Here is a 25,075-nt window from a genome sequence, read left to right as displayed (position 1 = left end):
AACGGTTCAGGCACAGATCTCGGGATGGAGTGGTCAGGGCATGGGCAGTCAGGTGCGATTACTTATCGTTGAAGATAACGAAGCCGATGCCTTCCTGATCACCGAAACGTTGCAACCGGGGCCGCTTGCCTGCGATCCCGTGATTGTGAAGGACGGGGTTGAGGCTTGCGACTATCTCTATGCGCGCGAACCCTATCAGGATGCCGCGCAGCCCGACCTCATCCTGCTCGACATGAACCTGCCGCGCCTCAATGGCCACGGTGTGTTAAGGGAAATGCAGCGGGACGACCGGTTGAAACGCATCCCGGTCGTGGTCCTGTCTTCATCCGATGCCCGGCCCGACGTGGAGAAAAGCTACGGCCTTGGGGCGAATTGCTATGTGACCAAGCCGGTGGGGCTGCAGGAATTCCAGTCCAGGGTGAAGGAGATCGAAAACTTCTGGTTGTCGGTCGCCCAGTTGCCGTGACGGGCTTGGCGCCAGGCGATCGGGATAGTGGCCTCGGCGGCCACCATGTCGAGGACCTCGGCCCGATCCTGCTGGTCGAAGATAATCCCGGCGATGCCGATTACATCGAGGAAATCCTCTCCGACCAGCGATCGCAGCTGATTCACGCCACTTCGATAGCCAGGGCGACGGAAGTCCTGCGTGACGGGGCGGTCAATGCCGTCCTGCTCGATCTTGGCCTGCCTGACGGAAACGGGGTCGAATGCGTTCACGCCATCCGCGGTGTCGCCAGCGATGCGCCTATTGTGGTGCTGACCGGACTGGATGAGGAACGCCTTGCACTGCAGTGCCTGGAAGCCGGCGCGCAGGACTATATCCCCAAGTCCGACCTCAAGGGCACCGCCCTGGCCCGGGCCATCCGCTATGCCGCGGCCCGAACGCGCGAAGCTTCGGAACGCCTGCGGGCAGAGCAGCTGCACGCGCTCCTCGCGGGCATCGTCGAAGCGTCTGACGATGCGGTGTTCAGCGGCGGCCCGGATGGGACGATCACGAGTTGGAACCCCGCTGCAGAACGGATCTTCGGCTACTCATCGAGCGAGGCCATCGGTACGCGGGCACACGACCTGCTGCGCGCCGTCGATGTCGAAAATGCTGTCGAGCAACGCGGTATTCTGGCCGTTGCATTGCAGGGCGGTAGCGTGGGCGAGCACGAGATTGCCCTGCTGGCGCGGGACGGGCGGCAGATGACGCTGTCGATGGTCGCCTTCGGCTTGCCGGATGCTGAAGGGGCCATCCAACAATTCGGAGCAATCTGCCGGGACGTCACCGAGAAGCGCAGGCAGGAGGCGCAGATGCGCGCCCAGTTCGAAATGCTCAAGATCCGCGACCGGCAGATGCGGCAGCTGACGGCGCGCCTGAACACCGTGCGCGAAGAAGAACAGAAGCGCATCGCCCGCGAGGTACACGACGAACTCGGGCAATTGCTCACGGCTCTGAAAATGGACGTCTGGTGGATGAACCGCAAACTCGACGCGGGCACGCCGCTGGCGGACATTCTCGTCCCCAAGCTTAACGATGCCAGCGAACTGATCGATGCAACGATCGAGACGGTCCGGCGCATTGCCGCCCAATTGCGACCCAGCGCGCTCGATGTCCTGGGTCTTGCCGCCGCGGTGGAGGACGAGGCGCGCCGTTTCGAATTGCGCACCGGCCTGACGGCTGAGTGCCGGATCGACGAGAGCGATTTGCCACGATCTGAAATCGCTACGGCATTCTTTCGGGTACTGCAGGAAATGCTGACCAATATCATCCGGCACGCCCAGGCGAGCCACGTTCGCATCGAATTCACGACGACCGAAGACGAATGGCGATTGACGGTCACCGACGACGGCAAGGGCTTTGCCGAAATTCCGAAGGAAGAAACTTCGCTCGGCCTGCTGGGCATGCGCGAGAGGGTTGAGTTGTTCGGCGGCTCCATCCGTATCGCCCCGAATGTTCCGACCGGGGCGCAGGTCAGCGCAAGGGTGCCCAGATGACGGACATGGCGATCGGCAGGATTCTCGTTGCGGACGATCACGCCATTACCCGGCGCGGCCTGCTGTCTATGGTGCGCGAGATCTTCGGCGAGGTGGAAGTGGCCGAAGCCGGGGATTCGCAGGCCGTCGTCGAAAATGTCTCCCATGGCGACTGGGGGCTCATCCTGCTCGACATGATGATGCCCGGTGGCATGGATATCCTTGAAGTCCTCGGGCGCATCCGGGACGTCAACGCAGGGGTGCCCATCCTTGTGATCACTGCCGAGGGCGAGGCATCCTTTGCGGTGCGTTCGATCAAGGCCGGCGCCAACGGCCTGATAAACAAGCACCTGCCGCCCGACGAACTTGTTCGGGCGATCGAGATGGTTGCACAGGGCGGCACCTATCTGCACGCCGACGTCGCTGCCGCCATCGCCCGTAGCATTCGCGAAGACAGTGAGCCGCTTCCGCACGAGAAACTCTCAGACCGTGAACTGGAAATCCTCAAGCGCCTGGCATTGGGCCGGGCCGTGAAGGAAGTCGCGGCGGATCTTGCGATCAGCGACAAGACGGTCGCCACCTATATTGCACGGATCCGGCAGAAGACCGGTCTGGTCAATGCAGTTGAAATGGCGCGCTACGCCATGCAGCACGACCTCGTGAATTAGCACGGGCATGGGCCGAGTAGGCGGATCGCTTCCTGTCCGCCCTGAATCTGCTGATGCCCGTGTAGGCAAATTTCTGACACCGGCTGCCGAACGTTCCGACAAGACCCCTTCGCGCAAATCCCTATTCTGAGCCCATGGTCACCGAGGCAATTTACGGGGGGCAGTGTGGAGGCCTTGTCAAAAGCCAGGGGGGCGTTGGCAAGGCAGTGGCGCGGGCCGGCATTGGGGTGGCCCGCATGGGGAAGCGACGCTGCGTGCTTATTGCGGACGATGCACGCAGCGTCGCTGTCCGGCTGGCGGATCTCGTGGGGGAAACGGGGCAGTTCGAGGTCGTCGGTCCGGTTTTCGATGGGTTGGAGGCAAAGAGGAGCTTTGAGGCCAAGCGACCGGACGCGGTCATCCTGGACTTTGCCATGCCGCTTCTTTCGGGGTTGGAAGTGGTTCAGGCGATCCGCAAGGTCAGCAGCACGTGTTTCATCATCGTGCTGACAAATCAGCCGGATGCTTCGGTCAGGCAGCGCTGCCTGGCTGCGGGGGCCGATCAGTACCTTCACAAGTCGCGTGATTTCGAAGCCGTGCCTGGCATCCTTGCCGGCCACTTCGAGCGTATTCCCTGAGGCGCAAGCATCGGGGGCACATCTGAGCGGGGTCTGGCGCTGGGGGGTGTCCGGCCCCGCTCAAACCGAAATGGTTTTCGCAAGCAAAGGCCTTTCGGGTCGCACCAACCGCACAATGCGGGCAAAAGAACAAGTTTAGCGCCTGTGTGGCCTCTCGGCATTGCCGGGAGGCCACGTTTTTATGGCGTGGCTCCTTCCGGAGCTGCAAAGCGGACGATCGGATCGCCCGGCGACCAGGGTTTCGGTCGCAGCATGATCGCCTTGAACAGAGCGCTCTCGAGATGCCCCTCCAGCCATGACTTGAGGTGTGGCAGCCGCTGGCTGTCGAACCAGGCCCTGTCTACGGCGGCAAACTGGCGCACGAACGGCATGATCGCCATGTCGGTCAGTCCACGTTGCGCTCCGCAGATCTGGCCTTGCCTTGCAAGGCGTGCGTCGAGATCGCGCAGCACCGCAAGGCCGGTTTCGCGGTGAGCATGGGCATCGGAGCCATGGCGCTCGGGATACTTGTAGCGGTCGAGATCATGCTTGAACGGCCCGTCGTTGCGGGCGATCAGGCCCGGGTCTTCGCGATCCAGCCAGCCTTCGGGATCGTTGCGCTGCAATGAACGACGCATGATGTCGATGCTCTCGTCGATGACTTCGCCTTCGGCAGTGACGAGCACTGGCACTGTTCCCTTCGGCGAGGCGGCCAGCATCGCCTCGGGCTTGGCCGACAGCTTCACCTCTCGCAGTTCGCAGGCGGTGCCACTCACCATCAGTGCCAGCCTTGCGCGCATCGCATAAGGACACCGGCGAAAGCTGTAGAGGATCGGATCAGGCGCCGCGGTCATTGTGCTGTTCGGCCTGTACCTGTTCGAACCGGGCGCCGACATGAGCCTCGCCCCGGGCGGCGGCCAGCGATTCCTGGCGCTGTCGTTCGCGATAGGATTCGCGCTGCTCTTCTGTGCGCTCGCCATGGCAGGCCGGACAGCTCACTCCCTCTTCGTACAGCGGTGAGGTGGCACCTTCCGCACTGACCGGACGGCGGCAGGCGTGGCACAGCGAATAGGAGCCTTCGACCAGCCCATGGCCGATGGTCACCCGCTGGTCGAATACGAAGCACTCGCCGCGCCAGAGGCTTTGCTCTTCGGGCACTGTCTCGAGGTATTTCAGGATGCCGCCCTTGAGGTGGTAGACGTCCTCGATGCCCTCCTGCTTGAGGAACGCCGTCGACTTTTCGCAGCGAATACCGCCGGTGCAGAACATTGCGACCCTGGGCGGCTTGCCGCTGCCCAGCAGGCGTTCGCGTTCCTGCCTGAACCACTCGGGAAAATCGCGGAAGCTGGGCGTTCTGGGATCGATTGCGCCTTCGAATGTGCCGACGGCCACTTCGTAGTCGTTGCGGGTATCGATCACGATGGTCTGGGGATCGGAAATCAGCGCGTTCCAGTCCTGCGCCTCGACATAAGTGCCAACGCTCGCGCGCGGGTCGATGTCCGGCTGGCCCATCGTCACGATTTCGCGCTTGAGGCGCACTTTCATGCGATGGAAGGGCATGACCGACGCGCTAGAGAGCTTCACATCGAGATCCGCGCAGTCAGGAAGGGCTCGAATATGCGCCAGCACTGTGTCGATGCCTTCCGGCGTTCCCGCAATGGTACCGTTGATACCCTCGGCTGCCAGCAGCAGGGTGCCGCGAATACCCTGCTTCCGGCACAGCCGGTCGAGCGGCTCGCGCAGGCTGGCGAAGTCCTCGAAGCGAGCGAAGCGATAAAGCGCAGCTACGCGCAGCGGCGCGTCGATGTCACGGCAGTGTGTGTCCATGGCAGGCCCATAGCGCCATACGGCGGCCGCGTCAGCAGCCCAGCGCGAGATCGCCACCGCATCAACGACCGCCCGGCGACAATTTTGCTTGCGACCGGGCGAGCCTGCGGACGATCCGGCAGCTTCGTTTGTGTGCGTAGACCGGAATAGGGGACGTCACGGGCAGGGGGGGGCAGCGCTTCATTTGCGCGCCCCAGTTTCAGTCATCCAAGTGGCCTTTGAATCACCCTTGAAGTTGCCGATCGTTTGGCAAATGCTCCGCGGCGCCGCGGCACAACAGATCGATACTTCCTGTGACATGATACAAGGAAAGCGCGCTACGGTCGGATTCCAGTTTGAGGTAAGTTCGCTACGCTAACACAAAAAGACGCTTGCCCTCTTTGAGTTGTATGCCGATACCTGCTTTGTCACTTCTCTCAATTCAGTGGTGAGAATTTGTGCACGGCCCGGTCCGCCAACCCTTGAGAAAGACGACGGAGGAGCACTCCGTTTCTTCTTTAGCCGACGCGCCCCCTCGCAAATACGATTACCGCAAAAGCGCACGGGCAGCCATTGCCGACCTGGGCAATGATGCGAGATTCAGTGTGCCGCTTGGGGTGATCGGTCCGTTTTCACAATGGCTGGGGTGGCCGGACTGGCTGCGTGAGGGCACTTCGATACCGGGTTGCGGCAAACTGCCACAGCGAATTTCGATGGCTGACGACATCACGATTACCGCCAACTTCCTTGAACGTGGGCATGGCCCTGAGTTGATAAGGAAAACTCTGCAGACAAATCGACTGATAACCGGACCGACGGCTTCGATCATCATCAGGAATGCACCCACCCTTGAACAAGCGTTGATTCATCTGACCTCATTGATCGAGGCCACAAACATGAACGTCTCGCTTCAATTCGCTTCGACGGTTCGGCGGGCTGAGGTTAATGTCGTGCAGAAATTGCCCCTCGGTCCGATGCTGGATTTCGTGGCAGCCATCAGGCTCATCCTCGTGATGCGGACCATTGAGTGGTTCTTGCTGGCTGACCTGCAGCCGGTCGGCTTGACCCTTTCTCTTCCGCATGACCAATCGATCGAAGGCCTGTTCAGGGAGAAAGGGGTGGAGGTCGAGATGGGGGCAGACCACAATCGAATAAGCTTCCCTTCGGAATGGCGTGAAACGTCCAATTCGGATTACGACGCTTCCTTGTGGTATACTGCCTTGCTGCGCTTGAAAAAGGCGGACGAAATCAAGGGTTATCGAGAATTGGCAGCCCGCCTTCGCGGACAGGTTGCAACCAGCCTCGCGTCTCAGGGAAAGGTCTTGCGCCTGAAAGAAATTGCGGTGCGTGAAGGAGTAACGGTCCGCACTCTCGCTAGAAGGCTGTCGGCTACCGGAATAAAATTCCAGGAACTTGTAGATCAGGAACGCTGGCAGTTCGTCGATGGCTTGATGGCCGATGCCTCACTTACGCTGGCGGATGTCGCCAGCATGTCCGGTTTTTCGAACTCGTCGAGTTTCGGCCGCGCATTCCAACAGTGGCATGGTCAGTCCCCCGGGGCGTACCGGGACGCGCTCAATCGGCATTGACAGCTGGTATGAAGCAAAGGTCCCACCTCAATGTCCTGATCTGTATATGGTTTGTCACCAGATGTGCATTGCGCCGGGAGCCGATTCACACCTTAATGATCAACCTGAATTCTATGGCTTTATGCTGAATTGTCTTCTCGACGCATAGACACCGGGAGGTGTTGGATCAGGCTTCGGTCTGCGAGACACCAACACCTCAAATTCCCACCCAATGTTGGGAGAGCTATCAATACTTGCATGTAGGAACGCACTTTTCCACAAATGGGGTGCGTGCAAAGCGGAGTATCCGCACTGCGCCATGTTTGGGTGCAGTCGATCGAATATTATCCTGTGAAGAGCAATCGGATAGGGGGCGTGCATGCACAAGTGTATCCGTAAAGTCGCTTATTGGACGATATTGCCTGCGGCCGTGATACTTTCTGCTACGGGCACCGTTGCACAGGATCGCGACCGTGATGACGGATACTACGGCGGGATGGACCTGCACCTGGTCTGTTACGGTGAGGGAGAGAAGCCGAACGTCCAGACCGTTCCGATCTTCCACTGGAGCCGGCGTCATCACGAATTTGATACCGATTACGCGACCGTCATGTCGCGCCGGCAATTCGACAGCATCGTCCAGATAGACATACACGGCGACGAGGGCCACATCTGGCTGCCCAAGAAGTTGATCCCGCCGATCCATTCGGGCGGACAGGACGGCTGGTGGGAACTGCATGACTTGCAGGTCGGCTACTCGGAAATTCACGCAAAGTATCGTCTCAACGGCCTGAACAAACCGAAGGTCAAGATCAACCGCCAGACCGGCCACATCAGTGTCGACGGGATCGAGGATTTCCGTGGCACTTGTGAAGAGCATAATTCCGGCGAACAACGCCGGTTCTAATTTCTCCTGAAAGTATAGGAGGTCCAGATGCGTAGCGTTGTTCTGTCGGCAGGCCTTGCAATACTTCTCTACGGCTGTGGATCGGGAGCGAAGGCCCCTGCCGCTTCGGAGACGGAGGCAAGTTCGCCGGCCTCCGAACCGGCTTCTGCGCCGACGAGTGAAGCTTCCGCTGCTCCCCAGCCTGTAGCGCCTGTCGAAGCGCCGAGCGCAAGCGAACCCTCACCCGCTTCTGCCGCCTCGTTGAAGCCACGCATCCCGCTGTTCAATGCAATATGCGGTAACGCTATCGAGGTTCACGCCAACGAAGGCGGGCCGGTGTTCATCAATGGTGAGGAAACGAGCCTCAAGAAGTTCAACGACAACTATTTCGAGGCCTCACGAGATGGAACGACGATCTCCATTTCGTTCAATCCGGACGGCTCGTTGAGCCTCAGTTTCTCGGGACCCAACCGGGCCAACGGGATCTGCACGCTCAAGTGAAGAACGCGTGGCTGTCGCGCTCGGGTGCATTGCACGGCCACGCAATTTGGAGGAGTTATGTCGATGATCAAGCATATTCTGGCTGGAGCGGGCCTTGTCGCGGCTTTCTGTGCCGCCCCCGCTCTGGCTCAGGAAGCGCCGCGGATATTTGCCGGCAGTAACGGCGAGATCGAGGCAACTTTCTCCAACAATTGCGTGGTTTATTACGGCGCCGACGGCAGGCGCAAGAGCGCCAACAGCAACTGCTCGCGGAGCCAGAGGAGTCAGGCTGACACTGGCGTAGCGGCCTATCGGCGGGAACAGGGAATGGATGGCTATCCCGGCAGCGAAGCGCCTCCGGGAGGCTTCGGAAGCCAAGGCAGTCACGCCGGTCACCACTACGGGCCGCCCGAGGTCGTGATGGATCGCCATGGGCGAAGCCATGTCAATGTCGGTGCTGCCTGCATCGTCTACTACGATCGCGATGGCGATCGTAATGGGACGAATGACCATTGCTCTCATTCGGACCGGAGCAAGGCCGATGACGCGATGGAATCCTATCGCAAGGAACAGGGACTGACGCAAAAGCATCACTCGGGCTACACATATGGCGTTCCGGTCCTGCGCCTGCGAAACGGCAATTACCAGGCGACCGTTTCGGGAACCTGCACGGTATATTTCAACGACAAAGGCGGTCTCATGAGCTCACTGCCGGGCTGCACGACAGGCGAAAAGGCAAACGCCGCAGTCGCCGTGCTTCAATATCGCAGGAATAACTGATCGGGCTCGGGACAATCGGAGGAAGCGTAATGGGCAAGGGCAAGCTGCTGGCTGGCGCAACCGGAGGTCTCCTGCTGCTGGCGAGCGGTTCTGCTCTTGCTGATGATGACGAGACGGACCCCACTCCGGATACGCTGGCCTTCTCGATCGAGAACATGGATCGGTCGGTCAATCCCGCCGATGACTTCCTGCGCTATGCGTCGGGCGGCTGGTTCGACCGGGTCAAACGGCCAGCCGATCAGCCGACCTTTGGTTTCATGCAGTTCATAGCCAACCGGATCAGCCGGCAAATGGCCAGCGTATTGACCGATGCCGCCGCGACGTCCTCCTCGGCGGTAAAGGGAAGCCCGGCGCAGCAGGTCGGAGCCTTGTACAGTTCCTATGTCGATGTCGATCGGATCGATGCCACTGGCCTTGCCCCGATTGCCGGGGAACTCGCGCGGCTGGACGCCGTCGAGAGCAAGAAGGAGCTGGCGGCCTACCTCGGCACGTTCTCGGCGCGCACCGGGCACTGGCCATTGGTCAGTCTCGATATTTTCCCGGAGCTGACCGATGTCTCGCGCAACGCAGTTTATATGGAGATGGGCGAGCGGGCGCTTTCTGTTGATGCCATCTACGAAAGTCCCGAAGACTCTCCGCTTCGCACGATTTACCGGGAATACGTCTCGGCGATGCTGGAAGTCGCCGATGTGCCTGCGGAGCGTGCGAAGGCGATTGCCGCGACATCGCTCGCAATCGATACCATGCTGCACGCAGGCGAACTCGATCCGGTCAAGAAGGTCGACAAGCGCAACGTCAACAACCCGCGGACGATGACTCAATTGCGCGCCGAGTCTGCCGGTTTCGCAATCGATGCGTATCTTCAGGCTCTGGGCCTGCAGGAACCGGACCGGGTCATACTGGTCGATCCCGATGCGGCTCGCACACTCGGCAAGGTGATGGCTGCCTTCACCGTCGACGAGTTGAAGGATTATCTCAAGCTGCGCCTGCTCCAGGCATTCGGATCGGTTCTGAGCACGAAGTTCGAGGAACCGAAGAAGCAGGTGAACATCGCCTTGCTCGGTGCCTATTCCGAAAAACCGCGCGAAGAGACGGTCGTCGAATTCATGGAGAAGTCGCTGGGTCAGCCTCTGGGGCACCTTTACGTCGACAACTTCTTTTCAAAACCGAAGGAAAATGCGGGTCTGGACATGATCCGGCGCATCCAGGCTGCCTTTCGAAAGCGGATCGAAGCAAACGACTGGATGGCCGAAGCAACGCGGTCGGCGGCGCTCGAGAAGGTCGACGCGCTCTACTACCGCGTCGGTTATCCCGACCGTTGGATCGACTATGGCAAGGTCGAAGTCGGCGACGATCCAGTGCAGAACCTGATCAACCTTCATGAGTTCGAAATGGCCCGGATGGCGGCGAAGCAGAACGCCCCGGTCGAGTTCTGGGCCTTTTCCGAACCGCTGCATACGACACCGACGGTAGTAAACGCGGCCTACGATCCCAGCATCAACGGGTTCCAGGTTACGGCCGCCATCGCGCAGCCGCCTACTTTTTCGGTAAATCGTGATGCGCCGCTCTATTTCTGCCGCCTCGGCGCGATAATCGGCCATGAAATGACCCACGGCTTCGACACCGGTGGACGGAATTTCGATGCGAAGGGAAACCTTCGCAACTGGTGGACGGCCAAGGACGGCGCCCGCTTCGAAGCGGAGGCACAGAAGCTGATCGACCAGGCAAGTGCCTTCGAGGCGCTTCCCGGAACCTTCATGAACGGTGGCCTCACCGTGACCGAGAACCTTGCCGACATCGGCGGCATCGCACTCGCCCACGATGCCTTGATGAACTACCTTGCAGAGCATCCCGACGAGAACGTCGAGATCGATGGCCTCAGTCCGAGCCAGCGCTGTTTCATCGCCTATTCCCAGCTCTGGGCAGAGCAGCGATCGGACGGTTCGATGCGGGTGCAGCTGGAAGACAACCACGCGCCGGGCATCTATCGCGCCGTTGCTCCTCTGCAGCATCTGGATGCGTTTTACGAGGCATTCGACATCCACGAAGGTGACCCGATGTGGCTTGCCCCTCAGAAGCGGGTCGACATCTGGTAGGTCGGTTCGAAAGGCGGAAGAATGGCTGACACGGAACTGAACGCAGCTGACGGATCTGAAAGAGACTATCCGTTCTACAACGGATGGCCGATCGAGATTTCCGCCCTGAAGTGGCTGGTGCCGCTGGCAGCGGTCGGTTTGGCCGTTGCGGTTCTGCTGAGGCATTTGCCGATGTTCTCGCAGGGCTACCTGCAGCTTGCCCCGGGCATGCTGCTGACCCTTCTTCCGCTCCTTGGAATGGCCCTGGTCGCGGGCAGGCACTGGACCGCTTTGTTTCGGCGGGTTCGCCTGAAAGACATTGGCTGGATGTTCGCCTTCGCGTTGCTCAACTACGTGATAGCGGTTCCTTTGGGCTTCATCGTGCTGAACTTCGTCGATACCGAGACAAACGCTGCTATCGAGGGATTGAAGACCTTCGGACAGGCAGACAGGGTTCTGTTCTTCGTGAACTCCATACCTCAGCTCATCGGGGAAGAGCTGATCTCGATCGTGCCCTTCCTTGCGCTGCTCTATTATCTGACGCGGAAGTTTGGCCTATCGAGACGGGCCGCAGTGATTATCGCCTGGTTGGCTACTGCCGTGTGGTTTGCTGCCATCCATCTGCCGACCTACAACTGGAATATCCTCCAGTGCCTGATCCTCATCGGCGGAGCCCGGCTTGTCCTGACGCTGGCGTACCTCAAGACCAAGAACCTGTGGGTCTCGGCCGGGGCGCACATAATCAATGACTGGATGACGTTCACGTTGACATTGGTCGGCGCGAGCATGGGGGCCGGTTGAATGTCGAAATGGTCTTGCATGATCGCGCCAAAGATTCTCGTGCCGGCACCCGCGGCAATGGCGCTGGCCCTTTCGCTCTTGTCGATTACGTTCGTGTCGAAGGCAAACGCGCAAGGGGCCGTTGCCAGCTCTCCGCCGGAATTCGCGCGTGACATCGACAGGCTCAAGCCGGGTGAATGGGTTTGGGCACCCGAAGTTGCCCCCAGCGGTCCTGTCCTGATTTACGTCGATCTCTCGCGCCAGATCGCCATAGTCTATCGCAACGGCATACGCATCGCGGCAACCACGGTCTCCACCGGAAGACCCGGCCACCCGACGCCGACCGGCGTTTTCACCATCCTGCAAAAAGACGCAAGGCACCGGTCCAGCACTTATAACAACGCGCCCATGCCCTACCAGCAGCGGCTGACATGGGACGGTGTGGCGCTGCATGCGGGCGGCCTGCCGGGTTATCCCGAAAGCCATGGCTGCGTGCATCTGCCGATCGGATTTGCACGCGAGCTGTTTGCAATCACCGATCTGGGGGGAACGGTCGTCGTCGAAGGCGATGCCGCGGATCACGTAGTCACGAGCGAGAACAGCCTGCTCGCCCCGTTCAACGAGCGCGGGGAGGCGATTGAGAAGCCGACCTTGCGGAGCGGCGAACGCTTTCGCTGGAATCCTGAATTTGTTGCCAGCGGTCCGCTTTCGATCATCGTCTCCAAGCTGGATCAGCGGATTGTCGTATTGCGCAGCGGCGTGGAGATCGGGCGCAGTGTTGCCACCATCGATGATCCCGACCCCGGTTCGCATGTCGCCACCAGGATCATCCAGAATGGACAGGCGAAATGGACCTTTGTCGGCATGACAGGGCACGAGGATGAAGATGGCAAGGCCCTTGACGAAGCGCAACTGAACAGGGTCCGCATGCCGCGTGAATTCCGTGAGCTGCTGATGGCGGCAGTCGAACCGGGCACGACAATGCTGATTACCAATTCACGCGTAGGCAGCGGAGCAAGACCGCATCTCACGCTGGTGGATGCGATCGAACATCATGAATGATCGGTGGGGGTGCTTCCGACAAAATATCCGTGAAGGCTGATCGAAGGAGGAGAAACACCATGATCTGCAAGAGTTCCGGAAGAAAGCTCATCTCGGCGAGCGCCGCGATGGCACTGATGCTTGCGCCAACAGGTGCAGCCATGGCGAGGGACCGCGACCACGATCATGAACGCCACCGGCATCATGACGATGGCCACAGCGCGGCAGGTGTTGTCGCCGGCGTCGCCATTGCGGGCGTGCTGGCTGCCGCCATTGCCAGCAAGAAGAAAAAGGAACGCGAGCGCGAGCGATATTACCGGGATAACAGCTATTATTATCACCACGATCGCGAAGCTTTCGCACCCGAGGGTTCGAGAGACACATGGTGCTATCAGCAAACACGTTCGTGCTACACCCACGGCCACTATTCCAGCCGTTGGACGAGCTACGAATTCGGGCATGATCGGAGGTTCTGATGAAAAAGGTACTCAAGAACTGTGCCATGCTCGCAATGCCGTTGACTGCACTGCTCGCTGCCGGCTGTAGCCAAGGTGAGGCCGAAGCAACGTCTGAAGGCAGCACTGAAACAGCAGAGGACGCCAATACCGTTCCTGCGGCCGTTCACATGCAGATGAGCGTCGACGATGCGCTGAATGAGGCGATGAAGGATTCGCTCAATACCGGCCAGATCACCATGCTCAAGAACATGGCCCACCAGGTCACCGTGGGTGAGAGCTGCGAGGGTTTCGAGGTTGATCAGGATCGTTTTGCCAAGGAAATGAACCTGATCCACTATGATGAAGACGGAAAGCAGATGGATCTGACCGAAGCGGAGCTGAACACGCTCGAGAAAAAGGCCCTGCTCGGGTTTGGCATGGCAATGGGATCGCAGATGGCGATCGCCGCGTTCGACGTGAAAAGCTATTGCAATGCTGCCGAAGAAGAACGCGCCAGCCTGGCCAAGGACGACAATTCCTCTACTATCTGGAAGACGCCAGCCTGATCAATCGCTTTGATACCTCACTGGATCGGGCGGTTTCATGCCGTCCGGTCCAGTGGTTTTTCATGCAGGCAACCTGACCGCGCCACCCTATGGCATATTCATCCGAACACGGCCATTCTCTCGGAGAGAACTCGATAGGAAGCCAGCACAGCAAGTATCGCTCCGGCTGGCAGGGAAAAACAGAGGAGCCAAGGTCCAAACAGCGGCCCGGGCCTGGTCTGCCGAAGATGCGCGCCAGTCCCGATGGCGGCAAAAACCACGCCCATGGTCAGATTGCGGATCGCTCCGCCGGGATAGAGCAAGCCGCTGACGGATACGATCGCTGCCAGCCCCGTCCAGAGCGCAAACGATATGAGGCTCAACGTTTGAATAACCGACTGCCTGTTCATGATTTCATCCAGTACGCTTGGCGCGCGCGATGCAGCCAGGTTTCGCCGTTTGCTATTTGCCAATGGGCTTGTCCGCCTATTCGGCGAGCGCTTCCAGTTACACCGCATTTTGCCTCAATGGTATGTACGACAAGCGCTGTGACGATGTTACGTGTACCTTTCATGAGTGCAATGAGCCGCCCAACATTCACAATGCGCTTCGGAAACAGTTGATTGCGTTTCTTCATGATTTCGAAGCACGCGCATGCTGCTGGGGATTGGCGATGAAAAGGCTGATGTGGTTTCTGCTGGCTCGATGGCTTGTCTTTGCAGGGCTGGCGATGGCGCCCTTTGCGGCGACTGCGAGCGATGCCGCGTCTCGCCAGCTTGAGGCGCCAACCGCCACTGCCCGGACACCAGGTGCCAGGCCAGGCAAGCAATCCGCATTCGGTGCCCTGATTTCCGGGTTTGACAACCGCGCCGAAAAGGCTCGGAAGCTACTGCGCCGGGACGCCGGCGATCTCTCCATCGAACATCAGAACGAACTGGACGACATGCGGGCACTCATGGCCGCAGACAGGGACAGGATCGATGGTCTGATGGCGCGCAGCACTTTCGACATCAGGTTACTGAATGCCCAGATTGCGGCGCTCGGACCTGGACCGGGTGAGGGCGCGGTCGAAGCTTCGGCGATATCTGCACGCCGTGAAAGGCTTGACGAGAGGCTGTCCCGGGCGATGGCACCTATTCTGGAATTGCAGGAAAGACGGGCAAGGGCGGCTTTGCTGGTTGCCGATATCGATGCGCGCACCAGTGCCATCGCAAACAGCCGGCGGTTCGATCGCGGCCTTTCCCCGCTCGATCCGCGAACATGGGCGCGTGCCGCCGGCGAAGTCCGCAATGCCATCAATGTCGTGCGAGGCCGCGCATCCATTGTCGACAATCCGTTGTTGTTCGTGGGCCTGGGACTGGCAAGCATCCTGGTGCTGGGCGTGCTTTCTTACTGGCTCGGCAGAAAGGTCTGGCGAGCCGTTGTTGATCGCGTCATGCGTAAAATCGCCAGCAGCGAAGGCGTCATCCGCCATCTGGCGCTCATCATGGCTCTTGACCTGATTGCGGCTGCCGTCTTCGTCGTAGCGCTGGCTATCAGCGCGTCACTGTTCGTCGTCACTCTCGTCGCCATATTCAAACCCGATGAGGTCTCTCTGATCGTCGCGACGCTGATGGTTGCGGCCACAATCGTTGCTGGCGGCCAGTGGCTGGGGCGCAGCATCATGGCATCGCCATTCAAGCAACTCCGGCTTTTGGTACTGCCGCAGGATTCGGAGAAAAGTGCGGTTGCCACCGTTCGCAACCTCTCCATCGTGCTCGCGGCTGAATTCATGCTTGCAACACTTGAAGTGCGCGGGATGCTTGCCGTCAACGTGTCGCGGCTGCTTTCCTCTATCCTTGTGGCCGGCGGCGCCTGGCTGATCTGGCGCATGGCTGCATTCCTGCGCCTTGCGCGCGATCATGACCGGGAACAGCATCAGCTGGCGGGCACCCACGGGGCGACCATCAACTTCAGCGGCACCATCGCTCGCCTGATGCGCTTCTTCGCCATAGTGGCTCTGGTTGCAGCCGTGGTCGGTTACGTGTTTCTCGCCCGCTCAATCCTCACATCTACCCTGCTGTCGCTGGCACTTGTGTGCATGGCTGTATATCTGCATCGCAGCGTCTCTCTGGTGGTGAACAGCCTCGCGGAAGGGGCGCTCAAGCAATATCGGCGATTGCTGCATTTCCTGCCGCTTGTGGCTGGTTTTATTCTGGTCCTGATGGTCCTGCCCGTGTTGGCAATCATCTGGGGTTACAACGCCAATCAGATCGGCGAAGGGATCCTGCTGCTGAAGAATGGCATGCAATTCGGCGAGGTCCGGATTTCAGCAGGCGATGTCGTCACCTTTTTCGTCGTGTTCTTCATCGGCTTTTTCGTCACCCGCTGGATCCAGCGTTTCCTCAGTCTCGCCATCATCCCCGAACTTGGCATCGATTCCGGTGCGCAGGCATCGATCGTCACTTTTCTTGGTTATGTCGGCATAACTCTCGCAGCCTTTGTCGCGATCGCTACCACCGGGCTCGATCTCTCCAGCCTCGCGTTCGTCGCCGGTGCACTTTCGGTAGGTCTCGGCTTCGGCCTGCAATCCGTCGTCGAGAACTTCGTGAGCGGCATCCTGCTGCTGATCGAGCGTCCGGTGAAGGTGGGCGATTGGGTTGAGGTCGGCCAATATTCCGGCATCGTTCGCAAGATCGCGGTACGCTCCACCCATATCGAGACCTTCGATCGGCACCAGATCATTGTGCCCAATTCGCAGTTGATCACCGAAGTCGTGAAGAACCGCAGTTTCTCGGTCGGACCATCGCGCATCACTGTGCCCGTTGGGGTGGCCTATGGCACTGATCTGGACAGGGCGCGCGATGTGCTCCTTGAAATAGCGCATGCGAACGACAAGACGCTCGAATATCCGGAACCGGCAGTTGCGATGGACGGCTTTGGCGACAGCGCGATCAACTTGAAGATCCTCGCCTTCGTGGCAGAGGCGACTGATGGTGCCCCGACGGCGTCGGCCCTCAATTTCGAAATTGCCCGTCGATTTGAGGATGAAGGCATTTCCATACCGTTTCCCCAACGCGATCTGCATGTCCGGACATTGCCCGCAGGCTACGGAACCTGACTGGGTCCAGCTTGCTTGGCCGTGCGGTAACCTTGAACGTCACCTCTACCATCACCGCTTTCAGGCACTAGCGGATCGTTCTGCGCGGCCTATGGGCCATTTCGCTAAGTAGAACCGTGTCTGCGGCACGGCCGCCCGAGCAGAACCGTTCGATCATCAATGGCATTCTGTGGCGACTGCGCTGTGGCGTTCCACGGCGCGGCGTGTCGCCGCCGTTCGTCGAGGCGATGGCCGCCTCAAATTTTAAAAGTCGGACAAGGCGGACAAGTATCGCCATGATCGCGATATCGACCTTTGCGACGCTTGCGGCCATCACAGCGCGCGCTTTTCACCACAGGGCGGACATTTCCGGTGAAGGCATTGGTCGCTTGCTGGAATGCAGTTGTACTTCCGTCACATCGCCAGACGGGGTTCCAGACCAGTGCGCCATTCCTGCCAATCTTTGGTACGTCCTCTAGGCGCAGGGCTCCTTGCCCTGGTAGCCTGCGCTGCGGCATCGAATGCTGGCGCAGCGCCCCGCGCCGGTACGGTAGTCACGGCCACCGTCGACCCCGCAGGCGTAGATACGACGCTCAGCCTCAAGGCGCTCAAGCAGCGCTACTCCGATGCCGCATCGCGGTCCATGGTTATTGGAGGGCTCGCGATCCGTTACAAGGACGAGGGCCAAGCAGGAGGCCATGATCCTGCGATCGTCCTGCTTCACGGGTCCTACGGGTCGCTGGACGGTTATGACGCTTTGGTTGCCGCACTCGCGAGTGATCACCGCGTCATCCGCTTCGACATGCCCGGAATGGGCCTGTCCGAGGGGCAGCCCGTGAGCGGAAGCGCACCTACCGTGATGGGTGACGCGGTACTCGCTGCCTTGCTCGATCGGCTCGGCGTGAAGCAGGCCGTGCTCGTCGGGACGTCGAGCGGTGGAGTGATCGCTTCCTATTATGCAGCTGCTCATCCCGAGCGCGTGCGCGCGCTGGTCCTTGCCAATGTGCCGTCCGACCCGGTGGATAATGCGAACATACCGCGTTCGCCTGCCTTGCGCGCCGAGTTCGAGCGCGCCGCGTCGACGGGGATGCGGGATTTGCGCTACTGGCAGGTCTACCTGGAATGGCTGCAAGGACGACCCGAACGCCTGACCGCCGCGACCGTGTCGCGGTATCGTGACATGAATGCGCGGGAAGGCAAAAGCCGCTCCGCCTGGCGCTCGACAGGCAAGGTACCGGAAGTCTACGCGACGCTCGCGTCGATCGTGAGCCCCACCTTGTTGATCTGGGGGCGACACGATTTCGTCCTGCCGATCCACACCATGCGTGACCTCGAGGCGCGGCTTCCGGCCGCTTCGGTCTCGTCGATCGTCCTCGATGACGTCGGTCATTATCCCCCTCTCGAAGTGCCGGAGCGCTTTGCGCGCATCCTACGGACTTACCTCGAAAACGTGGCGGGCGGGGAATGATCGAAGAGACATACACCAGGGAACCCAAGGAGGGCTGCATGCACCGAATTTCAATGCGAGATCGACTTCGTCTGAGCGCTGCCACTGTCATGGCAGCAGGCTTCATGGCCAATCCGGCAATGGCGCAGGACGCTGCGAATGCTGACCGGAGCGCGGTCGCCGGCACCACCGGCAGCGGCAATCCTCCGGGCGAAATCGTGGTTACGGCCCGCAAGAAGACCGAGACGCTTATCGAGGTCCCGGTCGCGATCACCGCTCTGTCCGGCGAAGACCTCAACGCTCGTAACATCACCGACTATTCGTCGCTCGCAGACTTCTCGCCGGGCCTGCGCTTCCAGAACCAGTCGGTGAATCGCAACGACCGCGGATACACCTTCTTCACCATGCGCGGCATGTTTTCGGGTACGCCATCGCCCGATCGCCAGGGCGCCAGCGCCTTCATCGACGGCGTGCCGGTAGGTAGCGGCTCGATCTCGGGCCTGACCGACATCGCTCAGGTCGAAGTCATCCGGGGGCCGCAGAGTGCGTATTTCGGACGCGCCACGTTTTCCGGCGCGATCAATTTCATTACCCGCGATCCCGGTTTCGAGCCGCGCATGTCCGGTACCGTCAGCTACGGCTCGTACAACACGGTCGAGGGCAGGATATCGGCCGAAATAGGTCTGGTCCCCGATTTTCTGGCGGCGCGCGTTTCGGGTCGCATTTTCCACACCGACGGACAGTACGACAACTTCGGTGTCGGCGGTAAACTCGGCGCGCAAGACACCCGTTCGGTTTCCGGTACGCTGCTTTTCACGCCGTCGGCGGACCTGAAGATCAAGGCTTTTCTGAACTACTGGGAAGACGATGACGGCCCGCCAGCCTCGGGCCAGTTGCTGGCCGACGACAACAATTGCACCACCGTCACCGGTCGATCCTATTACTGCGGCGCTCTCGAGACGGCGCCGCGCAACCGGATGGTCCAGCAGACTTACGTCACCAGCTCGCTGGACAGGGTCAACGACGGGGTCGTCCTCGGCGATGACTTCGTCTCGCATTTCGGTGTCCACCGCGAAGCGATCGAAAGTCACGTCATCGCCGACTACGATCTCGGCGGCGGCTACACGGTAGGGGGCAACGTCGCGTATTTTCGCGACCGCTGGGGCTATGTCACTGATACCGGCTTTCGTGACGGTCGTTCGATGGTCAACCCGTTCTACGCGGCGAATAATACCCTCGTGCCCTATTTTTCGCGCACGGTGGGCGGGCAGACCGAGCTGACGAACAAGTCTGCCGAGATCCGCGTCGCATCGCCCAGCGACGATCGATTGAATTGGCTGGTCGGCTTCAATTACTTTCGCCAGCGAAACTCCATCACTACCAACGCGTTCTCGAATTCGGGATTCTCGGCCGCCGTTCCTGCGACGACCTATAGCGCAGACACTTACGGCATCTTCGGTTCGCTTGGCTTCGATATTACCGAACAGCTCAACCTGAGCCTGGAGGGTCGCTATCAGTGGGATGAGATCGGCCAGGTCGTACCGGTCCGCTCGATCGACTATTCGGGTCAGTCGAAGAGCTTTAACCCACGCGCGATCCTGCGCTATTCCTTCAGCCCCGATGCGTCGGTCTATGCGTCCTATGCAAAGGGTACGCGTCCTGGCCAGTTCAACGCCACGCTGCTGGCGCTGCCGCAGGTCGTCCAGGACCAGGTTCAGTCGCAGCTCGATGTTCCCACGGCGGTGGGCCCGGAGAAGATCGAAATGGGCGAGCTCGGATTCAAGAGCGCCATGTTCGACCGCCGCCTGCGCATCCAGCTCGCAGCGTATTACGGGAAGTGGTACGACAAGCACATCAATCAGAACATCACCTATAGCAACCCGACGCCGCAGACCGTGCGTGTCGTCGTGCCGGGCGGCAAGGTGCGGCTCTACGGCGTCGAGTTCGAGGGCTCGCTGAAGGTCACCGATGCGCTGACACTGGAAGGTACGCTGTCCTACGCGCAAACCGACATTCGCAACACGCAGTGCGCCGAATGCCTCGCGCTGACCGGCAATGCCAATCCGGTCGGCAACCGTCTGCCGCAGTATTCCGCCTGGACCGGATCGGCCTCGATCGATTACCGGCAGCCGGTGAGCAGCGCCTTCGAGGGCTACATGCGGGCCGACTACATCTACGTTGGCCGCCAGTACGAGAGCGAGGCGAACCTTGCCTGGACTGCTCCGGCTCACCGCGTGAACCTGCGCCTTGGTGTCGATGATGGCAAGTTCAGCTTCGAACTGTACGGCGAGAACATCTTCGACGACAAGACGCCGACTTCGATCGCGTACAACTCGGACACCTACACCGGTGTTCCGGCGGTCACTTTCTCGCCTGCGCGCCGCCGCGTCTTCGGTGGCCGGGTCGGCTTCGAGTTCTGAAGATCGTCAGGCATTGACCTGCCTCGAGGGGCGCGGCGTCGAATGACCCGTGCCCCTTTGCTCTTGGGGTAAACGGCTAATCAGCCTTTGCTGCAGCTTGCGAGGAAGCAGGCCAGTCAGCCGGGGCAAGGCGCGCGCCCGTCGGACTATCTGCACAGTGGAGAGTCGATGCAGCCGCCCCTTACGTTCGCATGCGCACGGCGCAAACTGGTCCAGACGAAGGAGAACGTGAATGACGCAGAAGACGCGTGCGGGCCAGTACCATCTGTTTGCCATGCCGATGGGTTCCGGCGGACACATGGCCGGTTGGCGCCACGAAGAGGCCGAGCCTGCAGCGCTGATGACGCTGGGCTATTGGCAGCACATTGCACGCACCGCAGAGCGGGGCATGTTCGACGCGCTGTTCCTCGCGGATTCGCAGGGATTTCGGCCGATCGCGGGCGTCGATGCCTTTGCCGCCACCGATGCGATCCGGCTCGATCCTCTCGTCCTGCACGGCGCGCTTGCCGCCTCTACGCAGAACCTTGGCCTCGTCGCCACCGTGTCGACCAGCTATAACGAGCCGTATGCCATCGCCCGGCGTCTATCGACCCTGGATCATGTCAGCGCCGGGCGTGCCGCCTGGAACGTGGTTACTTCCACAAGCGAGAACGAAGCCCATAATTTTGGGCGTGAGGCGCACTACGGACATGCGGAGCGCTATGCCCGTGCCGAGGAAGCGATCGCAGTCTGCAAGGGCCTCTGGGACGGTTGGGAAGACGGTGCCGTCATTGCGGACAAGGCAAGCGGGGTCTTCTTCGAGGCGGCGAAGGTCAACGGGCTCTACCACAAGGGCGAGCACTTCTGCGTAGCCGGTCCGCTCACCATGGGCCGTTCGCCGCAGGGCCACCCGCTGATCGTTCAGGCCGGAGCTTCCGAGGAGGGGTTGGAACTGGCCGCCCGCACTGCCGATGCGGTGTTCACGTCGCATCCGACAATGGAGAGCGGCGTTGCCTTCTACGCCGGCCTGAAGAAGCGGGTTGCCGCAGCTGGCCGCGATCCCGAGAGCCTGAGGATCATGACCGCGATCCAGCCGGTTCCGGCTGTCACCGCCGAGCAGGCCGAAGCCGAAGCGAAGGCGCTCAACGAGGCGATCCCTCCCAAGCTGGCGCTGTCCTATCTCAAGACCGTGCTCGGCGGCATCGACCTTTCGCGCTACGATCTCGACGGGCCGCTGCCCGAACTGCCCGATAGCAACGCCTCGCTCGGCACCCGCCAGCGGATCATCGACATGGGCGCGAGCGGGATGACATTGGGAGAGATCGCCGTTGCCGTAGCGGCAAGCCGCACCTCGCGTTCGCTTGCCGGGACGGCCGCGACAATCGCTGACGAACTGGAGCGCTGGTACGAAGCACGGGCCTGCGACGGCTTCGTCATTGCGCCGCCGTCGCTGCCGGTCATGCTCGATCGCTTCGTCGATCTCGTCGTTCCCGAGTTGCAGCGCCGCGGCCGGGTGCGCACCGCCTATAAAGGCAGCACGCTGCGCGAGAACCTCGGACTTGGCAGGCCGCAGTCGTGCTATACGGTCGATCCGGCGCTCCGCGCAGAACCCGAAATCTGGCAGGGATGAAGGTTTTGAGCCGAAGCGCATAGCGGCTGGCACAGATCGGTCTTCTCAAGTCGGTGCGGGCAAGTTCTCTGCAATCTCTGCGGCCTTGCCCGAAGGGCCGCGGTCAGGCGAAGGCGAGTTCGCGCTGGGCTGACAACGCCCCTTGGACAACTACCTGCTACGCGCTCGGCAGCCGGAGGAGGGCTTCGACAGGGGCGTCCACGCCGCTTTCATGGTGGTCTAGCCAATCGCCATTCAAATCGCTTTCATTCGCCATTATTGTCTTTCTGAACAGCGGTTTGCACTTCGGCGTCTAACACATGAAATGCTGCAAGATTGTCATTGGGCGCAGGCATAGGAAATTCGTCTGGCCACCCGTAACGGAAAAAGTGATCAAGGTGCGGCTCACGAAACAACTCAACTATTTCGCGCAAGTTGGGCGCTTCTGATGTAAAGCCTTGGGATCCTGCACTTTCGAGGGCGCCACGTAAGTCATGACCGATAGTGCGAAGACTCTTGTCTGAGCCGTCGCCACCGTCAGAAACGGACCGAGGTTGCCCGGTCGTATTCCCATCTGGCTTCCAAAGTTAGTTGAAGCGAAGCGCAGGCATTTGTCCCAGGCCAAGTTCGAACGGTTCTACGCCAGCGTGTCAGCCGAGCACGCCAAGTTGAACGTGATGCTAGGCCTCTACTCGATGGCGCGCCCGACGGGCGATCTTGCAGCTTGAGTGGGATCGGGTTGATTTCCATCGCAAGCAGATCGACTTCACTCCGCCTGGAGATATTCGGACGACTAAGCGGCGCACGGTGGTCTCAATCTCCGATGACCTGCTGCCATTGTTAGAGGCCGCCTATTTCCAACGGACGAGCGCGTATGTGATCGAACGTGCCGGAGAGCCCATCAAGTGCATCAAAAAAAGCCTTCCAGGCAGCGTCCGAAAGGAGCGGTGTCCATGCTACCCCATATACGCTGCGTCACACTGGAGCAGACAGGGCGGTTGAGGCTGGCGTGTCGATGGCCGAACTTGCCCAGTTTATGGGCGATGACGACGATCGGACGACCCAAAAACACTATGCCAGGTTTAGTCCTGAGCATTTTAGTGGGGTCGCAAATGCGATCCGTTGCCGGCCCTGAAGGTTCAATCTGAACCTTCAACCCCTGTTCATAGGATGGATAAAAATGCTTAGATTTTATAGAATTAGTTGGTCGGGGAGAGAGGATTCGAACCTCCGGCCCCTGCCTCCCGAAGACAGTGCTCTACCAGGCTGAGCTACTCCCCGACCGATCGTGCCACTTTGAAAGCGGCCCGAGGCAGGAGCGCGCCTATAGAGAGCGATTCCGGGGCTGGCAAGGGGCCAAAGTCACTTTATGCGGCTTGAGCGAGTTTTGCACAGGAACCGTCTTGCTTGCCGGCAAGATTTTGGCCCGAAACGCGGAAATGGGCGACGGTTCGGGTCATGCCTTCAGCTTCGCTTGAGAGGTGGCGAGCCGCCGCGGTTCCTTCCTCGACCATCGCTGCGTTTTCCTGCGTCGCGGAATCGAGCCGGGCGATACGTTCGTTGATGCGCGCGATCTCTGCCGCCTGTTCCTGCGACACGTTGGCGATGCGGGCAATCGCTTCGTCGATCTCGGCAATGCCCGAGACGATCGTCATCAGCGATTCGCCCGATTGGCCGACGAGCTTCACGCCTTCGGAGACCTGAACCGAGGAGGTGCCGATCAGGTCCTTGATCTGGTTGGCCGCTTCAGCAGAGCGCTGCGCCAGCGCGCGTACTTCGTTGGCGACCACTGCAAAGCCCTTGCCCGCTTCGCCCGCGCGCGCGGCTTCGACGCCGGCATTGAGGGCGAGCAGGTTGGTCTGGAAGGAGATGCCGTCGATCAGCGTGATGATCTGGTGTATCTCGTCGGCCGAGCGTTCGATCTCGCCCATCGCGCCCACCGCGCTTGCGACTACGGAATTGCCCGATAGCGCATCGCTGCGCGCTCTGGCGACGTTGGCCTGCAGGTCCTGCGCGCTCTTGGCATTGCCCTGTACGGTGGTGCTGAGCTGGCGCAGGGTATTGGCGATGTCTTCCAGCGTCGCTGCCTGCTGCTCGGTGCGCAGCGCAAGATCGTCGCTGGCGCTGCGAATTTCGCGCGAGCCCGATTCGATCTGCCCGGCCGAGCGGGTGACGTCGCGCACGATGTCGTCGAGATCGCTGGCCGCTGAATTGAAGTATCCGCGCAGTTCCTCGTAGCCTTCGGGGAAGGATTCGGAGAGCCGCAGCGAGAGGTCGCCCGAGGCAAGGCCGCGCAGACCACGGCCGATCTGTTCGATCACCTGCTTTTGGTCCTCGGCAGCCCGGGTGCGTTCGATCTGGGCGGCTTTCTCCGCATCGGCCCGTGCCTCATGCGCTGCCGCCTGGTCGATCACCAGCCTCTCGAACCCGGCCGAGAGTACGACGAGAGCGCCGGTTTCCAGCACGACGATGACGGCATGGAGCAGCACGCGTGCAAAGTCCGCGCCGTCAGGGAAGACGAGCGAGGGAGCCGCGAAATTGGTGGAGAGGTGATGAACCGCGGTCACGCCGGCAGCGAGCAGAACGGGGCGCCAGTCTGCGAGCAGGGTGAGCATGGCAATGGCGGCAAAAAAGGTCATGTGGATGTCGAGCATCCAGTTCTGTCCGCTCCATTGCCACAGCATGATGGCCGGGTAGAGCGGCACGGCAAGGCCAAGAGCCAGCCGGGCCTGCAGGCCGTTGTTGCCAGCCATGACCTGCAGCGTCGGCACGATCGTGATCGCGGCTGCCAGCAGGGCAGGGGCCGGGCCGGAGCCGGAAGCCCAGGCGCAGCCGGCAATGATGGCAACGCTCAGCCAGGAAATGGCGAGGAGGATCTTGGCGCCCTTGCGGCGCATTTCATCGAGTTCGTTCATGACCA

22 protein-coding genes and 1 tRNA gene are annotated in these 25,075 nt (G+C 60.6%); 18 read left to right on the top strand and 5 right to left on the bottom strand.

Annotation, left to right across the window (positions count from 1 at the left end):
- Positions 1–40 precede the first annotated feature (40 nt).
- From PP1Y_RS20500 to PP1Y_RS20485, 4 genes are all read left to right on the top strand, one after another.
- Entirely contained in the window at positions 41–466 is a 426-nt protein-coding gene (locus tag PP1Y_RS20500; RefSeq protein ID WP_013833916.1) for a response regulator, read from the top strand.
- Positions 463–1,980: a response regulator gene (locus PP1Y_RS20495; protein ID WP_013833915.1), complete on the top strand. Its 1,518-nt coding sequence runs from the start codon at positions 463–465 to the stop codon at positions 1,978–1,980. The genes PP1Y_RS20500 and PP1Y_RS20495 overlap by 4 nt, the downstream gene beginning before the upstream one ends.
- Positions 1,977–2,627: a response regulator transcription factor gene (locus tag PP1Y_RS20490; protein WP_232512482.1), complete on the top strand. Its 651-nt coding sequence runs from the start codon at positions 1,977–1,979 to the stop codon at positions 2,625–2,627. Before PP1Y_RS20495 ends, PP1Y_RS20490 begins: the two co-directional genes overlap by 4 nt.
- Before the next feature lie 134 nt (positions 2,628–2,761).
- Entirely contained in the window at positions 2,762–3,244 is a 483-nt protein-coding gene (locus PP1Y_RS20485) for a response regulator (protein WP_232512480.1), read from the top strand.
- Positions 3,245–3,423: 179 nt separating this feature from the next.
- Here PP1Y_RS20485 and PP1Y_RS20480 read toward each other — a convergent pair whose 3' ends face one another.
- Positions 3,424–4,077, bottom strand: coding sequence for a glutathione S-transferase (locus PP1Y_RS20480; protein ID WP_013833912.1), 654 nt, complete (start codon positions 4,075–4,077; stop codon positions 3,424–3,426).
- The gene (locus PP1Y_RS20475) at positions 4,061–5,050 is read right to left on the bottom strand and encodes a rhodanese-related sulfurtransferase (RefSeq protein WP_013833911.1); all 990 of its coding nucleotides are present in this window, start codon (positions 5,048–5,050) and stop codon (positions 4,061–4,063) included. The genes PP1Y_RS20480 and PP1Y_RS20475 overlap by 17 nt, the downstream gene beginning before the upstream one ends.
- Positions 5,051–5,487: 437 nt before the next feature.
- Between PP1Y_RS20475 and PP1Y_RS24770 the strand changes: the two genes are divergently transcribed.
- The 9 genes from PP1Y_RS24770 to PP1Y_RS20425 all read left to right on the top strand — a co-directional run bounded on the left by PP1Y_RS24770 (position 5,488) and on the right by PP1Y_RS20425 (position 13,642).
- Positions 5,488–6,618: a helix-turn-helix domain-containing protein gene (locus PP1Y_RS24770; protein WP_148275029.1), complete on the top strand. Its 1,131-nt coding sequence runs from the start codon at positions 5,488–5,490 to the stop codon at positions 6,616–6,618.
- A 409-nt stretch (positions 6,619–7,027) separates the two neighbouring features.
- A complete protein-coding gene (locus PP1Y_RS20465; RefSeq protein WP_007014922.1) occupies positions 7,028–7,504 on the top strand; it encodes a hypothetical protein in 477 nt (158 codons plus the stop codon).
- A 27-nt stretch (positions 7,505–7,531) separates the two neighbouring features.
- Positions 7,532–7,984, top strand: a complete 453-nt coding sequence (locus tag PP1Y_RS26195) for a hypothetical protein (protein WP_013833908.1) — start codon at positions 7,532–7,534, stop codon at positions 7,982–7,984.
- Between the two features lie 63 nt (positions 7,985–8,047).
- On the top strand, positions 8,048–8,743 hold the full coding sequence (locus tag PP1Y_RS20450) for a hypothetical protein (RefSeq protein ID WP_232512477.1): 696 nt from the start codon (positions 8,048–8,050) through the stop codon (positions 8,741–8,743).
- Between the two features lie 29 nt (positions 8,744–8,772).
- Positions 8,773–10,839, top strand: a complete 2,067-nt coding sequence (locus tag PP1Y_RS20445; RefSeq protein WP_013833906.1) for a M13 family metallopeptidase — start codon at positions 8,773–8,775, stop codon at positions 10,837–10,839.
- 21 nt (positions 10,840–10,860) lie between these two features.
- Positions 10,861–11,619, top strand: a complete 759-nt coding sequence (locus PP1Y_RS20440) for a CPBP family intramembrane glutamic endopeptidase (RefSeq protein WP_013833905.1) — start codon at positions 10,861–10,863, stop codon at positions 11,617–11,619.
- 57 nt (positions 11,620–11,676) lie between these two features.
- On the top strand, positions 11,677–12,660 hold the full coding sequence (locus PP1Y_RS20435; RefSeq protein ID WP_013833904.1) for a L,D-transpeptidase: 984 nt from the start codon (positions 11,677–11,679) through the stop codon (positions 12,658–12,660).
- Between the two features lie 59 nt (positions 12,661–12,719).
- Positions 12,720–13,115, top strand: coding sequence for a hypothetical protein (locus tag PP1Y_RS20430; RefSeq protein ID WP_148275027.1), 396 nt, complete (start codon positions 12,720–12,722; stop codon positions 13,113–13,115).
- Between the two features lie 26 nt (positions 13,116–13,141).
- Positions 13,142–13,642, top strand: a complete 501-nt coding sequence (locus tag PP1Y_RS20425) for a hypothetical protein (protein WP_232512475.1) — start codon at positions 13,142–13,144, stop codon at positions 13,640–13,642.
- A 98-nt stretch (positions 13,643–13,740) separates the two neighbouring features.
- Here PP1Y_RS20425 and PP1Y_RS20420 read toward each other — a convergent pair whose 3' ends face one another.
- Positions 13,741–14,031, bottom strand: a complete 291-nt coding sequence (locus PP1Y_RS20420; protein WP_232512473.1) for a hypothetical protein — start codon at positions 14,029–14,031, stop codon at positions 13,741–13,743.
- A 29-nt stretch (positions 14,032–14,060) separates the two neighbouring features.
- Between PP1Y_RS20420 and PP1Y_RS20415 the strand changes: the two genes are divergently transcribed.
- The 5 genes from PP1Y_RS20415 to PP1Y_RS26665 all read left to right on the top strand — a co-directional run bounded on the left by PP1Y_RS20415 (position 14,061) and on the right by PP1Y_RS26665 (position 23,290).
- On the top strand, positions 14,061–16,721 hold the full coding sequence (locus PP1Y_RS20415; protein WP_083835233.1) for a mechanosensitive ion channel family protein: 2,661 nt from the start codon (positions 14,061–14,063) through the stop codon (positions 16,719–16,721).
- A gap of 442 nt (positions 16,722–17,163) precedes the next feature.
- Positions 17,164–18,168: an alpha/beta fold hydrolase gene (locus tag PP1Y_RS20405; RefSeq protein WP_051010083.1), complete on the top strand. Its 1,005-nt coding sequence runs from the start codon at positions 17,164–17,166 to the stop codon at positions 18,166–18,168.
- 38 nt (positions 18,169–18,206) lie between these two features.
- Positions 18,207–20,567: a TonB-dependent receptor gene (locus PP1Y_RS20400; RefSeq protein WP_158511865.1), complete on the top strand. Its 2,361-nt coding sequence runs from the start codon at positions 18,207–18,209 to the stop codon at positions 20,565–20,567.
- 232 nt (positions 20,568–20,799) lie between these two features.
- Complete coding sequence (locus PP1Y_RS20395; protein ID WP_013833897.1) at positions 20,800–22,176, top strand: LLM class flavin-dependent oxidoreductase; 1,377 nt, start codon at positions 20,800–20,802, stop codon at positions 22,174–22,176.
- A gap of 865 nt (positions 22,177–23,041) precedes the next feature.
- Positions 23,042–23,290: a site-specific integrase gene (locus PP1Y_RS26665; RefSeq protein ID WP_083835231.1), complete on the top strand. Its 249-nt coding sequence runs from the start codon at positions 23,042–23,044 to the stop codon at positions 23,288–23,290.
- Between the two features lie 69 nt (positions 23,291–23,359).
- On the opposite strand, the gene PP1Y_RS20390 is transcribed toward PP1Y_RS26665, so the two are convergent.
- Positions 23,360–23,436 (bottom strand) — tRNA-Pro (locus PP1Y_RS20390).
- A gap of 86 nt (positions 23,437–23,522) precedes the next feature.
- Complete coding sequence (locus PP1Y_RS20385; RefSeq protein WP_013833894.1) at positions 23,523–25,070, bottom strand: methyl-accepting chemotaxis protein; 1,548 nt, start codon at positions 25,068–25,070, stop codon at positions 23,523–23,525.
- Positions 25,071–25,075 lie beyond the last annotated feature (5 nt).

This window comes from Novosphingobium sp. PP1Y (genome assembly GCF_000253255.1).
Lineage (GTDB): Bacteria > Pseudomonadota > Alphaproteobacteria > Sphingomonadales > Sphingomonadaceae > Novosphingobium.
The sequence above is the reverse complement of the archived record's forward strand: the minus strand, read 5'-3'. Positions and strand labels throughout refer to the sequence as shown.

Coding starts and splice junctions, on each gene's coding strand:
- PP1Y_RS20395 (WP_013833897.1), top strand. CDS start 20,800: ATGACGCAGAAGACGCGTGCGGGCCAGTACCATCTGTTTGCCATGCCG.
- PP1Y_RS20450 (WP_232512477.1), top strand. CDS start 8,048: ATGATCAAGCATATTCTGGCTGGAGCGGGCCTTGTCGCGGCTTTCTGT.
- PP1Y_RS20500 (WP_013833916.1), top strand. CDS start 41: ATGGGCAGTCAGGTGCGATTACTTATCGTTGAAGATAACGAAGCCGAT.
- PP1Y_RS20425 (WP_232512475.1), top strand. CDS start 13,142: ATGCTCGCAATGCCGTTGACTGCACTGCTCGCTGCCGGCTGTAGCCAA.
- PP1Y_RS20445 (WP_013833906.1), top strand. CDS start 8,773: ATGGGCAAGGGCAAGCTGCTGGCTGGCGCAACCGGAGGTCTCCTGCTG.
- PP1Y_RS20435 (WP_013833904.1), top strand. CDS start 11,677: ATGGCGCTGGCCCTTTCGCTCTTGTCGATTACGTTCGTGTCGAAGGCA.
- PP1Y_RS20385 (WP_013833894.1), bottom strand. CDS start 25,070: ATGAACGAACTCGATGAAATGCGCCGCAAGGGCGCCAAGATCCTCCTC.
- PP1Y_RS20400 (WP_158511865.1), top strand. CDS start 18,207: ATGCACCGAATTTCAATGCGAGATCGACTTCGTCTGAGCGCTGCCACT.
- PP1Y_RS20480 (WP_013833912.1), bottom strand. CDS start 4,077: ATGACCGCGGCGCCTGATCCGATCCTCTACAGCTTTCGCCGGTGTCCT.
- PP1Y_RS26195 (WP_013833908.1), top strand. CDS start 7,532: ATGCGTAGCGTTGTTCTGTCGGCAGGCCTTGCAATACTTCTCTACGGC.
- PP1Y_RS20420 (WP_232512473.1), bottom strand. CDS start 14,031: ATGAACAGGCAGTCGGTTATTCAAACGTTGAGCCTCATATCGTTTGCG.
- PP1Y_RS20485 (WP_232512480.1), top strand. CDS start 2,762: ATGGTCACCGAGGCAATTTACGGGGGGCAGTGTGGAGGCCTTGTCAAA.
- PP1Y_RS20430 (WP_148275027.1), top strand. CDS start 12,720: ATGATCTGCAAGAGTTCCGGAAGAAAGCTCATCTCGGCGAGCGCCGCG.
- PP1Y_RS20475 (WP_013833911.1), bottom strand. CDS start 5,050: ATGGACACACACTGCCGTGACATCGACGCGCCGCTGCGCGTAGCTGCG.
- PP1Y_RS20490 (WP_232512482.1), top strand. CDS start 1,977: ATGACGGACATGGCGATCGGCAGGATTCTCGTTGCGGACGATCACGCC.
- PP1Y_RS20440 (WP_013833905.1), top strand. CDS start 10,861: ATGGCTGACACGGAACTGAACGCAGCTGACGGATCTGAAAGAGACTAT.
- PP1Y_RS20415 (WP_083835233.1), top strand. CDS start 14,061: ATGCAGCCAGGTTTCGCCGTTTGCTATTTGCCAATGGGCTTGTCCGCC.